14 protein-coding genes are annotated in these 14,483 nt (G+C 40.7%); 6 read left to right on the top strand and 8 right to left on the bottom strand.

All coding sequences use genetic code 11. The annotated features are described in order from the left end of the window. Positions 1–2 precede the first annotated feature (2 nt). From L4F91_RS02485 to nrfA, 8 genes are all read right to left on the bottom strand, one after another. A complete protein-coding gene (locus L4F91_RS02485) occupies positions 3–860 on the bottom strand; it encodes a c-type cytochrome biogenesis protein (RefSeq protein ID WP_250350796.1) in 858 nt (285 codons plus the stop codon). Beyond that, on the bottom strand, positions 857–1,327 hold the full coding sequence (nrfF, locus tag L4F91_RS02480; RefSeq protein ID WP_250350797.1) for a heme lyase NrfEFG subunit NrfF: 471 nt from the start codon (positions 1,325–1,327) through the stop codon (positions 857–859). Before nrfF ends, L4F91_RS02485 begins: the two co-directional genes overlap by 4 nt. Continuing rightward, complete coding sequence (locus L4F91_RS02475; protein ID WP_395897069.1) at positions 1,324–1,905, bottom strand: DsbE family thiol:disulfide interchange protein; 582 nt, start codon at positions 1,903–1,905, stop codon at positions 1,324–1,326. Before L4F91_RS02475 ends, nrfF begins: the two co-directional genes overlap by 4 nt. Beyond that, positions 1,898–3,817, bottom strand: a complete 1,920-nt coding sequence (gene nrfE, locus L4F91_RS02470; protein ID WP_395897797.1) for a heme lyase NrfEFG subunit NrfE — start codon at positions 3,815–3,817, stop codon at positions 1,898–1,900. The genes L4F91_RS02475 and nrfE overlap by 8 nt, the downstream gene beginning before the upstream one ends. A gap of 252 nt (positions 3,818–4,069) precedes the next feature. Then, positions 4,070–5,032, bottom strand: a complete 963-nt coding sequence (nrfD, locus tag L4F91_RS02465; RefSeq protein WP_395897067.1) for a cytochrome c nitrite reductase subunit NrfD — start codon at positions 5,030–5,032, stop codon at positions 4,070–4,072. Next, a complete protein-coding gene (gene nrfC / locus L4F91_RS02460) occupies positions 5,029–5,706 on the bottom strand; it encodes a cytochrome c nitrite reductase Fe-S protein (RefSeq protein WP_250350800.1) in 678 nt (225 codons plus the stop codon). Before nrfC ends, nrfD begins: the two co-directional genes overlap by 4 nt. Then, entirely contained in the window at positions 5,703–6,326 is a 624-nt protein-coding gene (gene nrfB, locus L4F91_RS02455) for a cytochrome c nitrite reductase pentaheme subunit (RefSeq protein WP_250350801.1), read from the bottom strand. The genes nrfC and nrfB overlap by 4 nt, the downstream gene beginning before the upstream one ends. A 73-nt stretch (positions 6,327–6,399) precedes the next feature. Further along, positions 6,400–7,857 (bottom strand): ammonia-forming nitrite reductase cytochrome c552 subunit, encoded by a 1,458-nt coding sequence (gene nrfA / locus L4F91_RS02450; RefSeq protein WP_250351596.1) that lies wholly within the window; start codon positions 7,855–7,857, stop codon positions 6,400–6,402. Between the two features lie 497 nt (positions 7,858–8,354). Between nrfA and rhlB the strand changes: the two genes are divergently transcribed. From rhlB to L4F91_RS02420, 6 genes are all read left to right on the top strand, one after another. After that, entirely contained in the window at positions 8,355–9,602 is a 1,248-nt protein-coding gene (rhlB, locus tag L4F91_RS02445) for an ATP-dependent RNA helicase RhlB (RefSeq protein WP_395897064.1), read from the top strand. Positions 9,603–9,751: 149 nt separating this feature from the next. After that, a complete protein-coding gene (gene rsfS, locus L4F91_RS02440; RefSeq protein WP_250350803.1) occupies positions 9,752–10,063 on the top strand; it encodes a ribosome silencing factor in 312 nt (103 codons plus the stop codon). Beyond that, positions 10,064–10,531, top strand: a complete 468-nt coding sequence (gene rlmH, locus L4F91_RS02435; RefSeq protein WP_017805627.1) for a 23S rRNA (pseudouridine(1915)-N(3))-methyltransferase RlmH — start codon at positions 10,064–10,066, stop codon at positions 10,529–10,531. It abuts the gene before it with no gap. A 3-nt stretch (positions 10,532–10,534) separates the two neighbouring features. Further along, positions 10,535–12,472 (top strand): penicillin-binding protein 2, encoded by a 1,938-nt coding sequence (gene mrdA, locus L4F91_RS02430; RefSeq protein WP_250364192.1) that lies wholly within the window; start codon positions 10,535–10,537, stop codon positions 12,470–12,472. Next, positions 12,472–13,587 carry a rod shape-determining protein RodA gene (gene rodA / locus L4F91_RS02425; RefSeq protein WP_265762216.1) on the top strand — a complete coding sequence of 372 codons (1,116 nt, stop codon included), beginning with the start codon at positions 12,472–12,474 and terminating at the stop codon, positions 13,585–13,587. Before mrdA ends, rodA begins: the two co-directional genes overlap by 1 nt. Before the next feature lie 58 nt (positions 13,588–13,645). After that, positions 13,646–14,482 (top strand): septal ring lytic transglycosylase RlpA family protein, encoded by an 837-nt coding sequence (locus tag L4F91_RS02420; protein ID WP_250364190.1) that lies wholly within the window; start codon positions 13,646–13,648, stop codon positions 14,480–14,482. Position 14,483 lies beyond the last annotated feature (1 nt).

Below are 14,483 nucleotides of genomic sequence, written 5' to 3'. Positions count from 1 at the left end.
CTTTACTTTGCTCCATTTTTGGCGTTTTGTAGTATTTCTGCCATTTGCATACGTTGAATGATCGTGCGACGATCGATTCCCGATTTATCCGAATCCAACAGACGTTGCCAAAGTGCAATCGCATTGGCATAATCCGTTTTCATAAAGGCATCTCCCGCTAATAACGATAAACTTGATGCCTCTTTCGGATCTTGCTGTAAGGCTTGATCAAGCATAGCCTGCACTTGTGGGGTGATTTTTTGCCCTGCCTGTTGATACAACACATTCGCGGCTAAACCTAAAATAGCCGGTTTACCGCCCGTTAAACGATCGGCATAAGAATAAGCCAGCAGTGCATTATCAAATTCATTATTTTGCATATAAGCCTGCCCTAATTCGATCCAATCCTCACTGTTGTTAGGGTTTTGCCGTAAGCGCTGCTGAATTTTTTCCACATAGGATTCATTTTTTTGTCCCGTAGGTTGTTCCGTAAAAGGGGCGGTTAAGGGATCTACAAACGGTTGTTTAGCATGCACTTGCTGTTGATATTGCAGTTCAGTAGAAAAGCGATCAAGGGAAAAATAATAGCCTATCGGCAAGCCAATCAATAATAAATTTAATCCAACAAAATAAGGGCGTGCTTTTGTCTTGGAAGAAATAACAAAGTGCGGTTGTTTTTCTCGCTGTTTTTCATCATCAAGTAGCCGTTGGGCAAATTCTTGTAACAATTCTGGATCAAGCTTACCTTTTGTTTGTTGCTGATAAAGGGCAATATTTTGCTGTTGGCGATAATTTTTCTGCCAATTTATCCTTCGTCCTAAAGGTAACCAAAGCCCAAGACTAATCAATAATAAAAGGGTAATACCGATAAAAAAAGTCATTCTGATTTATCCGTTTTTGCTAATAAATGCTTTAGTGCGTCTTGCTGCTCTGCACTGAATGCGACACTTTGCTGTGATTGTTTGACGCGCAACATTCGCCACATAGCCACTGCGCCAAACAGTAACAATAAGAACGGTAATCCCCACAACAAAGTGGTAGTGGATTTCACGGGGGGATTATAACGAACAAAATCACCAAAGCGATTTGTCATCGTTTCAATAATTTGCTCATTACTCTTACCTGCTTCCACCATTTTATAAACTTCAATACGCAAATCATAAGCAATAGGGGAATTGGATTCCACCAAGTTTTGATTTTGACATTGTGGGCAACGTAAGGATTTCGCCAGTGCGACAGCTCTTGTGCGTTCCTCAGGGTGAGAGAATTCAAAGGTATCTACCATTTCTGCCTGAGCCAGCGGAAGGATTGTAACCAGTGTAATAATTGCAAACCACCATTTCTTCATTCTTTACTTTCCTTTTGACTCATCGCTTGTAAAGATAAGTGCGGTGCATTTTGTGCAAATTTTTGCCATAAAGGCTGAAATTCTTGTTGCCAAATTTGCTTATTCAATGGCCCTGAATAGCGATAACGAATAATACCATTCGCATCGACGAAATACGTTTCTGGCGCACCATCTACGCCTAATTTCATTGCTAGTAAGCCTTTGCTATCATCAATAATAAGATGAAAAGGATTGCCCATTTCTCGTAACATTAATAACGCATTTTGCCGTTTATCACGATAATTTAATCCCACAATCGGTACACCTTGCTTTTGCAAATCCATCAAAAAAGCGTGTTCTTGCTTACAATAAGTACACCAACTCCCCCACACATTAATCAAATAAACCTCACTCGGCAAGGAATGATTATTCACGTTGGTTGCAGGATCGAACAAATCAGGTTGATAAAATTCAGGCACGGGTTTGCCAATTAAAGCAGAAGCAATTTTTTTCGGATCATTTTGCAGTCCTAATAATAGCAAGCCACATAGTGCAATAATCAATAATAAGGGCAGAAAAACAAGTGCTTTTCTATTCATCTTTTGCTCTCCTTGTTCTCAAACCAAAGGCGGCTAATAATGCGCCAAAAGCCATTAATGTTGCCCCAATCCATAACCAGCGAACAAAGGGCTTATAATGCAAACGGAAAGAAAATTCACCTGCGCCCAGTTTATCGCCCATCACGATATAAATATCGCCGAGCAAACTCCAATATAATCCTACTTCGGACATATTCATTGTCCGCACATCATAATAACGACGTTCGGGATAAAGTGCGGTGATTTTTTTACCTGCTTTTTTAATCTCAAATTGTGCCACTTCACTGGTATAATTCGCCCCTAATTCATTACGGAAACCAAGATAAGTAAATTCATAGCCATTGAGCATTTGGCTTTGTTGCGGTGCTAGGCGTACACCAATTTCGCTGGCAAAATAGCTCGACATTGTTGCACCAATCACGCTGAGAGCTAGCCCACAATGCGCAATCACCATTGCCCAACGGGTTAAAGACAAAGCTCGCCACCCGCCCCAAAGGGTAACACTTAGCAACCAAAGCGCTAAACTGATTAATGCAAAAGGTAAAGGCTGAAAATGTAACGTTTCATCATTTTGAATGGTGAATGCGATCATAATATAAGCAAGACCACAAGCGGGGATCAGCAGTAAAACATTACGAGACAACAGCCTGCAGTGAATTTTTTTCCAAAATGCACTCACCACAATAATCATCGCCAGCAAAGCCAGCACAATCAGGGGCAAGAAAATCGTATTAAAATAAGGTGCGCCAACAGAGATCGATCCCCACCCCATTGTGCTAAAGAGCATAGGGTAAAACGTGCCTAAAAATACGCTTGCCGTTGCCACTGCCAGTAAAATATTCGCAATAAGCATTAGGCTTTCTTTAGAAAAAAGAGAAAAACGCACCGCACTATTTTCACTTGGACGCACATTGACTTTAAGTGCAAATAAGGTCAGTGAACAGGTTGTCAGTAAGAAAAAGAGCATTAACAGTGCCATTCCCCGTTCACTATCCATCGCAAAGGCGTGTACAGAGGTGAGTACACCAGAACGCACAATAAAGGTGCCTAATAAGCTAAATGCAAAAGCAAAAAGTGAAAATAAAATCGTCCAGTAATGGAAAATGCCACGCTGTTCGCTCACCGATAAACTATGCAATAGCCCTAGCCCGAGTAACCACGGCATTAATGAGGCATTTTCTACGGGATCCCAGAACCACCAACCGCCCCAGCCAAGTTCATAATATGCCCACCACGCGCCTAACATTATCCCTAAAGTCAAAAAGAACCAAGAAAGTAACACCCAAGGGCGTGTCCAGCGAGCAATTGCGGCATCAAAATGCCCACTTAATAAGGTGGCAAGGGTAAGAGCAAAATTCACCGCAAAACCTACATAGCCAAAATAAAGCAATGGAGGATGAAAAATCAGCCCCACATCTTGCAACATTGGATTAAGATCACGCCCTTCCAATGGGCTAGGCAACAGGCGCTCAAAGGGATTTGAGAAAAAAACAATAAATAGTGCGAAACCAAAACAAAGTAAGCCAAGAATAGACAGAGTTCGACTCGCAATAATGGGATCAATGTTGCGACTAAAAAAGGCAAACGCCATTGTCCATAAGCCTAAAGAAAAAAGCCAAAACAGCATTGAGCCTTCGTGTCCGCCCCAAGTGGCGGCAATTTTGAAAAATAACGGCAATGCCGAATTAGAATGCGCTGCAACATATTGTAGTGAGAAATCATCAACCGTAAAACAATAAGCAAGCCCGAGCAAAGAAAGGATAGTAAAAATCCCAAAGAGATAACTCAGATTCCACGCAGAGGTGATAAGGCGCGGATTCCCCTGTTTAATCCCAATATGCGGCACGATCGCCAACAGTAATGCGGAAACAAGAGCAAAAAGTAAAGCAAGAAAAGCAAGTTCAGGGATCATCGTCATATTAGCTGATTAATTTATCCTGTATTTTAGAGAAAATATGCCGTAATGTCATTGCGTGATGTGGTGAAATCATCTAAATACTTTCTATATCCTACCTGTGGTAAAAAAGTGTAAAAAATGCACCGCACTTTAATTTTTCCCTCATTTTTCCTTTTCATTTTTCGGATAAGGGATTACCGTAAAATCCACATCACATTAAAACAAAGGCGAACACCTTGGTTCGCCTGATAATCATTAATTGGCTTTTTATGCTAAAGTCATTTGTCCTGCGTATAAAATAAAGTAACGCAAGCAAAGCACCCCGATTAAGCCAAGCCCCGCGACAATCAACATAAAGCCCTTTTGGTGCTTAAGTTTTTCACCTGCAACGGCGTTTAATAGGAGTGGTAATACAATCCCGATGCCGACCACGCCGATCCAGAAGACGTTCGCCCAGAAGCCCCCTGAAAGTGCGGTGTGAAATGCCACCGTTTTTTGCCCACCACCTAAATATAATCCAAAGAAGAAAGCGAAAAGTAAAAAGGCTTCAATGAGTACCACGGGCTGCTCAAATTTGTGTAAGAATGCCAAGCCTTTAGAATGAGGGTTTTCTTTGGTGCATAAAATGGTAAAGAAAATCAATGCAGCAATCCCTGATGAAGTCCCTGATGCAAGGAATAGCACTGGTAATACAGGATTATTTAGCATTGGATAACTCACTAATGCAGAAAGTAAGAACCCTGTATATGCCCCTAATGCTACGCTAAGCAACAAGGTAATAATCTCGATCCCATTGGTAAATTTTGTTGCAAGATCGATGATTTTCTCTGCAAGATTAGTGAGTTTCGGCACAAAGCGTTTCACTAAGCTAAGCACTAAGGACTTAAAGATAATCGCTAACCATAATACCAAGAACAACATATAGACTTGGAACAACATCACCCCAGCAGACATAATTGATGTGTGGTGATAATTGAACATTAAGTACCAAAATGTCCAAGGTTTGGTTAAGTGGAAAATCAATAATAATAAGCCAATGGTAATGCTTATTGGTGCAAGTAAGGCATTTACCTTCAAGATATGACTTTCTTCAGGATGTTCCCCAGCCAATCCTGCACGTTTTAGCAATACGGCAAGCATTGTCGCCCCTGCGGAAATCCCTAATAAAAAGAGATAAATCGCAATCGGCCCGTCCCATACTAAAGATGGGAAATGAAATGGACTGTTCATCGTCTGATCTCCCCTGCTCTAGCTGGAACGTGGTAAAGATTTGGATCTGTACCTAATTCAACCTTTGTACGATAGGTTTGTTTTTCTTTCAGTTTTAAAGAAATGTCGCTTTGCGGATCGTTTGTATTACCAAAGGTTAAGGCTTTGGTTGGACAGGCCTCCACACAAGCGGGCTGTTTACCTTTGGCTAAATTCGTATCACGGCAGAAATTACATTTATCTGCTGATTTATACACAGGGTGAATAAAACGAACACGATACGGACATACCGCGATACAGTATTGACAGCCAACGCAGAGATCTTTATTAACATCAACAATACCTGTGGACGCATCAATATAAGACGCCCCTGTTGGGCATACTGCAACACAAGGTGCATTGCTACAATGCTGGCAAGAATGACGGAAAAATTCATATTTCACGTCAGGGAATTCACCATAAGGTTCGCTACGAATAATTTCTAAACGTGAAACGCCTTCTGGCACTTGGTTGGTTTCACGACACGCATCCATACAAGCGGTACAACCAATGCAAGCCGTTTCATCGTGCAACATTGCATAACGAATTGGCTTTTCTTCTGCCTTATCTTGTGCGACTGACTTAATTGTTGTTCCTGTCATTAGGATCAAAGCTCCCATACCAGAAACAAAATTACGGCGTGAGCAAGTTGTCATTTGTTATCCTTTTGTTTGCTAGTCGGGTCAAGATCTTTTAGGGCTTTACGTTTTTGTTGTTCTCCGTGACAATCCACGCAAAGTTTAACACGTTGTTTTTTCTCAATACCTTTCATTGCATCTTTTTCTGGGTGCAAGGTATGGCAGGCGGCACAAGGCAATTTCATTGCGTGAACATCGTGCGCCCAAAGTTTTTCGCGTAATTTTTCAGGGCGATGGCAAGAGAAACACACTTGATTTTGTTCTTGCACTGAGTACATCGGTTGTTTGTCAGAGAAAATATCGCTTTCAAAACGCATCACGTCTTTCACACCACGACGGTGATTTTCAGAAATATTACCGTGGCAGCTCACACAAGTAATCGGTTTCCCTGTGCTTGGATTGGTTTTAGATAAGTGTGTGCCGTGAAATTTACCAAAATGTAAATCACCACCAGATTGTTCATCATTAGCATCTAGTTTATGACATTTTGCACAATACTCATTGGGATTACGCTGATTTTCTAACGTAGGTTGATAACTTAATTCAGCGTTTTTAGTATTAGCTTGAGTGGGTAAAGCAAAGATCGTTATCGCAAGCAAGGCACTGAGCTTAACCACTTTCTTTAATACAGCATTCATTTCCTATTACCTCAAATTTTGGTTCAAAATAGACCGCACTTTGATTTAGCGTAAAGTGCGGTTGCTTTTTCGCTTATTTTGCTGGAGGTGCTTTTTCCATTAAGCCTTTGTCCAGTGCCTCTTTATTCCATTGAGGAATCACTTCTTTGAGGAATTTATCTTTTGCCGCACGCTCTTTTTCAATATCAATACCCATTGCTTTCCACGCATTCTCTGCATTTGAAATATCAGGATAATTGATCGGCTGTTTCACTCCGTGCTTGGTTAAAATGACGGCAAGTTTAGTTCTTGCATCAGCAATTTGATCTAACCCTGTTGCGATGGTTTTTAAAATAACATCTGGTGCGTGAATATGCCCACCATGTCCTGCTGCTGAGTAATCCCAACGCCATTGTGCATGACGAATATCTTGCAATGCAGGTTTCATTTCTTCTTCTGTCGCACCTGCTTCCCAAGCGGCTTTTGCTTCAAAGTGCGCTTTCACAATTTGGTCTTCAAGTTTAATCATTACATCTTTGATATCTTTTTTATGACCTGCCACCACTTTTGTTAAGGTTTCTTTACTTTGATCGTGGCAGTTTGCACAGGTGTTTTCAAAAGAATCAAGCGGATTGCCAATTTTGTGGTCAGTGTAAACTTTACCATCAGCGCCTTGGACTTTTGGCATATGGCAATCCACACAGGTTACGCCATTTTTACCGTGTGTACCTTGTAACCAAGTTTCATAATCTGGGTGCTGTGCTTTTAGCATAGGCGCTTTAGAAATAGAATGGATCCAATCATAGAATTCAATGCTGTCGTAGTATTTTTCCATACTATCTACATCCACCCCTTTCATCCAAGGGAACACCACATTATTCACCACTTTTTTATCAAAATAATATTCAACGTGGCAATTTGCACAAATTGCTCCGCGCTTATCTGTTTTATCTAAATGAGCGAAATCTTTACCTATGGTATCTAAAGCACGTAAAACGTGTGGGCGAGCAATACGCAATGCTGGTTTCCCTTCCGCAAACTCTTTTGAAGTCGTATCGTGGCAATCCGCACACCCAATTGGGTTAACAATCTCATTTCCTGCTTTAGCCCATTTTCCATTGAAATAACCTTCTTCTCCCCATTCAGCAATTAAACGTGGCACATCTGGCCCTTTACAAGTCCAGCACGCCATTGGTTGTGGCCCACTATTTGCATCAAAAGGTGCGCCTGTACGTAAAATATTACGCACATCTGTAACGGTATAAAAATGCCCACGAGGTTTGTTATATTCTTTAGAGAATGCATAACCGCCCCACATAACAATCATTCTAGGGTCAACCTCAATGGCAGGAACAATTTCCGTAGATTCAGCCGTATTAGCCCAACCTTGGTATTGTTTCGGATATTTTTCTGCAAATTTTTCACTGATTGTCTCAATCTTCAAATCAGGGTTGGGTTTTGCTAATTCCTCACGTGTTGCGGCACGCTTTTCTGCAGCACTGTTATCTGTTGCGATTGCAGACTGCGCAACCACTAAAGTCAATCCAGCCATTGCCAGAGAAGCTAACGTTTTTCTGAAAATGTTCACGATAATTACTCCATTACATTGATCAATGCGGTGTTATGAAAATTGACATAACAAAATGATAATTTTTCTCATTAAAACAATATGATAATGAATTAAGAGAAAGCTTTTCACGCTTAAAAATAACAAATTCATTCTCATTTTTCAGCGCTATTTTGCCATTCTTTGCGTTTGATCAATGTTTTTCCCAAGAATAACTATTTGGAGTTATTTTTGCTACATAAAAATAACTCCAAATAGTTATCAAACTCTATATAATTTGCTTTCTATAAGCATAAAGAGGTAATTTAATCTTGCTACAAAATCAGATAAAAAATGCTAAAAAACAGCCAGTAAATGCTACATTTTTAATCACGATAAGATTTGTTTTTCTTTTATTTAAACCGCCGTGCCAAACAAGCATCTTGGGAATTTTTCCCCTTCGTGCTATGCTTACAACAATTTTTTATCACTTAAGATAACTTATGCAAAATAATCATTTAACTCAGCAACGTTTTGCTGATCTTCCTTTAAACCCAACGGTACGTCATTGTTTAGAAAAAAATGGGTTTGAATACTGTACACCAATCCAAGCGCTTTCTTTACCTATCACCCTTGCAGGACGTGATGTTGCCGGGCAAGCACAAACAGGAACGGGTAAAACAATGGCGTTTCTAACCGCCACTTTTCATCATTTATTAAGCGTGAATTCCCCGCATAACGCCACACAACCGCGCGCATTAATTTTAGCCCCTACCCGTGAGCTTGCTGTGCAAATTAGCAATGATGGTGCGGCACTTTCACAAGCCACAGGGTTAAAAATGGGGCTGGCTTATGGTGGCGATGGCTATGACAAACAGCTAAAAGCCATTGAGCAAGGGATTGATATTTTAATCGGAACAACAGGGCGTGTGATTGATTATGTCAAACAAGGAATCATTCGTTTAAATGACATTGAAGTGGTGGTACTTGATGAAGCGGATCGAATGTTTGACCTTGGTTTTATCAAGGATATTCGCTATTTACTGCGTAAATGCCCACCGCCAGCTGAACGTTTAACGATGCTCTTTTCTGCCACGCTTTCTTATAAAGTGCGTGAGTTGGCATTTGAAGATATGAATGATCCTGAATATGTTGAAGTTGAACCTTTACAAAAAACGGGACACCGTATTAAAGAAGAACTCTTTTACCCTTCTAATCAAGACAAAATGGCTCTATTGATGACCTTGTTGGAGGAAGAGTGGCCTGAGCGTTGCATTATTTTTGCCAATACAAAACATCGTTGTGAAGAAATTTGGGGCTATTTAGCCGCAGATGGACATCGTGTTGGTTTGCTTACGGGCGATGTTGCCCAGAAAAAACGTCTTGCCTTATTGCAACAATTTACCGAAGGGAAATTAGACATTTTAGTGGCGACTGATGTTGCTGCTCGTGGATTACATATTCCTGATGTGACGCACGTGTTCAACTATGATTTACCCGATGATCGCGAAGATTACGTGCATCGTATTGGACGTACGGGACGGGCTGGTGAAAGCGGGGTTTCCATCAGTTTTGCTTGTGAGGAATATGCGATGAATTTACCTGCCATCGAAGAATATATTGGCCATTCTATTCCTGTGAGCCAATATGATCCACAAGCACTACTCAGCGATTTACCCAAACCTTATCGTAAACGGACTGGGCAAAACCATTATCAAAATAATAAACGCAGTTTTAAAAAGCGTTATTAATCTCAGAAAAATCGTCAAAATACCACCGCACTTTGATAAACAGTATATAAACAAAATAAAGTGCGGTGATTTTTTCTATTATTTCTGCCTTATCTCGTGATAGAATTTGCCGATTTTTAACAAACAAATTTAGTCAATATAAATTGCGTATGACAACATTAGTAGATTTTTTAATTAACAAATTAGATGATTTAAAAGCCGTGGATATTTTGCATTTAGATGTACAAGGCAAATCAAGTGTAACGGATAATATGATTATTTGCACGGGAACCTCAAGTCGCCATATTAGTGCTTTGGCGCAAAAACTCATTGATGAGAGTAAACAAGCGGGGTTTGAATCTTTTGGTGAAGAGGGCAAGGCTACTGCCGATTGGGTGGTGGTCGATTTTGGACAAGCGATGGTTCATATTATGCAAGCAGACAGCCGTGAGCTGTATCAATTAGAGAAACTTTGGGGATAAATGAAAATCCAATTAATTGCGGTAGGCACAAAAATGCCGGCTTGGGTAACCACAGGGTTTGAGGAATATCAACGCCGTTTTCCGAAAGATATGCCTTTTGAGCTAATTGAGATCCCAGCAGGAAAACGGGGTAAAAATGCGGATATTAAACGCATTTTAGAGCAAGAAGGTAAAGCGATGCTCGCCGCTTGTGGACGCAATAAAATTGTCACTTTAGACATTCCCGGCAAGCCTTGGACAACCGAACAACTGGCGCAACAACTAGAAGGCTGGAAAAACGATGGACGAGATTTATGCCTATTGATCGGCGGGCCAGAAGGGTTATCGCCAGAATGTAAAGCTGCCGCAGAGCAAAGCTGGTCGCTTTCCCCTTTAACTTTACCTCACCCCTTAGTGCGTGTGGTGGTCGCTGAAAGTTTGTATCGCGCTTGGTCAATTACGACCAATCACCCTTATCATCGAGAGTAATCAATGGATTTAAAGAAATTGCTTTCTCAGCCCACAATGGAGCCGATCCGCGATAAAAAAGCGGAACGTAATCTCTTTATCCGTCGTGCTTTGGTCTCTTTTTTAGGCGTGCTTGGGCTGTCTGCAATTTTGCTCACCAATTTATATCATCTGCAAGTTATCAATTATGATACCTATCAGACCCGTTCTAATGGCAACCGTATCAAATTATTACCGTTGCCGCCAACACGGGGATTAATTTACGATCGTTATGGCAAATTGTTAGCCGAAAACCTGACTTTTTTTGGCTTATATATCGTGCCAGAAAAAGTAGAAAATTTAGACCGCACTTTTGAACAGCTCAAGCCAATAGTTGGCTTGAATGAAGATGATATTGCTGATTTTAAAAAAGAGCGTCGTCGTTCTTCTCGCTATACATCCATTCTGCTCAAACCTGATCTCACTGAAGAACAGATCGCACGTTTTGCAGTAAACCAGCATCAATTCCCAAGTTTATCTGTAAAACCTTACTTTAAGCGTCATTATTTATATGGCGAACCCCTCACGCATATTTTGGGTTATGTGGCAAAAATTAATGATAAAGATGTAGAACGCCTAAAAAAAGAAGAGAAATACGCCAATTATGCTGGCTCTCACAATATCGGCAAACTTGGTATCGAACGCTATTATGAAGAACAATTACACGGCGAAGTAGGCTTTGAAGAAGTGGAAATCAATAACCGTGGTAAAGTGATTCGTAAATTGCGTGAGCAACCTGCAGTGGCGGGGAAAAGCATTCATCTCACCATTGATTTGGAATTACAACGTTATATCACGGATCTGCTGTCTGGATATAAGGGCGCTGTTGTTGTGTTAGATCCAAAAGATAGCAGCATTTTAGCGATGGTTTCTACGCCAAGCTATGATAATAATTTATTTGTCGATGGCATTTCGGGCAAGGATTATAAACGCCTGCTTGAAGATCCAACACGCCCACTTTATAGTCGTGTTACACAAGGGGCTTATCCGCCGGCTTCCACCGTAAAACCTTTTATTGCTGTCGCGGGTTTGCAAGAAAATGTCATTACACCAAGTACCACGGTATTTGATCCGGGCTATTGGATGTTGCCTAATAGCACCAAACGCTTCCGCGATTGGAAAAAATCCGGTCACGGCTACACCGATCTCAACAAGGCAATTACTGAATCTTCTGATACCTATTTTTATCAGCTCGCTTACAATATGGGCATTGATAAACTTTCCGGTTGGATGAAAGCCTTTGGCTTTGGGATGCCAACAGGGATTGATATTCGTGAAGAAACCTCGGCGATTATGCCCTCTCGTGAATGGAAACAAAAACGTTATAAAAAGCCTTGGCTGCAAGGCGATACCATTTCCGTCGGCATTGGGCAAGGTTATTGGACAGCAACACCATTGCAAGTGGCAAAAGCACTCGCCATCTTAATTAATAATGGTAAGGTAAATACACCGCACTTAATGAAAGGGGTAGAAGGCTCTTTTTTTGAGCCTTATAAAGATCCCTTGTTATATCCTGATATTGACGCAAATGAGAGTTATTGGGCGCAAGCAAAACGCGGTATGTATAACGTGATTAATGCAAGCAATGGGACGGGGCGTAAGGCATTTGTAGGGACGAACTATCACGTTGCTGGGAAATCAGGCACCGCACAGGTTTTTAGCTTAAAAGAAAATCAAACCTATAATGCGAAATCCCTTAGTAAAGAATTACACGATCACGCGTGGTTCATCGGTTATGCGCCTTATGAAAAACCTCAAATGGTTGTGGCTGTTATTTTAGAAAATGCTGGGGGGGGCGGTAGCAACGCTGGTCCTGTGGTAAGAAAGATTATGGATTATTATCTTAATCAACGTCTTCCGCAAGTCAGTCAAATGGAAAATAAACAGAACGCCCCCCAACCCCAGCAAGAGGAAACAAAATAATGAGTGAAAAGAAAATCTGGCTCAACTTGTGGCAACGTTTGCACATTGATTTCTGGCTATTTATCGGTCTGGTTATTATTTCAGCCTATGGGCTATTAGTGCTATACAGTGCTTCTGGCGGCAATGAAATAATGTTCCGTAACCGCATCATTCAAGTTGTCTTGGGCTTTGTGGTAATGTTTGTGATGGCACAATTTTCTCCACGCTTTTATCAAGGGATTGCCCCTTATTTATTTGGTATTGGTATTGTGTTACTGATTTTGGTAGATTTGGTAGGAACAACCAGTAAGGGCGCACAACGTTGGTTAGATCTCGGCTTGTTCCGTTTTCAACCCTCCGAAATTGTTAAACTTGCTGTGCCATTAATGGTGGCGGTCTATTTGGGACAACGCCCACTTCCACCAACATTAAAACACACATTTATCGCCTTATTTATTATTATTGTGCCTACTCTATTAGTGGCTATTCAGCCCGATTTAGGCACCTCTATTTTGGTCAGTGCCTCTGGTATTTTTGTTGTATTTCTTGCTGGAATGAGTTGGTGGCTGATTTTAATTGCGGCCATTGGGCTGGCTGGTTTTATTCCCATAATGTGGTTTTATCTTATGCACGATTATCAACGGACAAGGGTACTAACCTTGCTTGATCCTGAAAAAGATCCCCTTGGTGCGGGTTATCATATTTTGCAGTCGAAAATAGCCATTGGATCAGGTGGAATTTGGGGAAAAGGTTGGATGCAAGGGACACAGTCGCAGTTAGAATTTCTTCCTGAACCTCATACGGATTTTATCTTTGCAGTATTGAGTGAAGAACACGGAATGATTGGTTTTGCTATTTTGATGTGCCTATATTTATTTATTGTAGCAAGAGGCTTAGTGATTGGCGTAGAAGCGCAAAATGCTTTCGGGCGTACTCTTGTTGGGGCATTAACGCTGATCTTTTTTGTTTATGTTTTTGTCAATATCGGTATGGTCAGTGGCATTTTACCTGTCGTCGGTGTGCCGCTACCATTAATAAGCTATGGTGGAACGTCTTTTGTCACCTTAATGGCAGGGTTCGGTTTAATTATGTCCATTCATAGCCATAAAGAACATTTTTTTAGGGGAACTAAATAAGAATTTGTTGTTCTTAACCTGTATTCCATCAAAATTTCGATTAAAGTGAATAACCAAAATGAAATTAATACCAGTAATTAGACTCAGTATGGCGTTTTTACTCCTATTAGCGAATGTAAATGGCTATGCTGAAACGCAAAAATTGTATGGGGTAAAAGGCCCTAACCTGATCCACCAAAAAATGGCGGATAAAACCTATACCTATGTGGTAAATGGCGTCAGTTATACCACCAAACATCCTAGTACAGCAAAACATTATTCCAAAACAGGGGGCGCAAGTTACTACCACCAAAAATTTTCAGGGCGTAAAACCTCTAATGGGGAATATTATGATCCTAATCGTTATACCGCAGCACATAAGACCTTACCGCTAAACTCTTACGCGTTAGTAACCAATTTACGTAATGGCAGAAAAGTGATCGTAAAAATTAACGATCGAGGCCCTTTTGTAAAAGGAAGAATTATCGATCTTTCCCGTGTTGCGGCAAAAGAACTCGGGATTATTCATCGCGGTGTCGGACAGGTTCGTGTTGAAGCGTTACACGTTAGCGCGAAAGGAAAAATTCTTGGTGCGGGAACCCATACCCTTGCTAAAATGGCGAAAACACCCGAGGCTAAAAAACGTTTAGACCTATCGCCGAAACAAAGTGCGGTGCTTTCTGAGACAAATTTTTCAGGTTATCACGTAAAAATGCTAAACTTAACCTATAAACAAGCGATACAAATGGTGAAACAAGCAAAACGCTTAAAAGTCAAAACCAAAATTAGTTCAAATAAACAATCGCACAGTATTTTATTTGGACCATTCAAAACTAAAAGCGAAGCGCAACAATTAAAAGCTAAACTACATAAATTGAATGGAACAAAACCACTGATTATTTATCACCAAAAATAAA

It is taken from the genome of Avibacterium sp. 20-126 (assembly GCF_044358625.1).
Lineage (GTDB): Bacteria > Pseudomonadota > Gammaproteobacteria > Enterobacterales > Pasteurellaceae > Avibacterium.
Note: the sequence above shows the minus strand (reverse complement) of the source record. Positions and strands in the feature narration are given on the sequence as shown.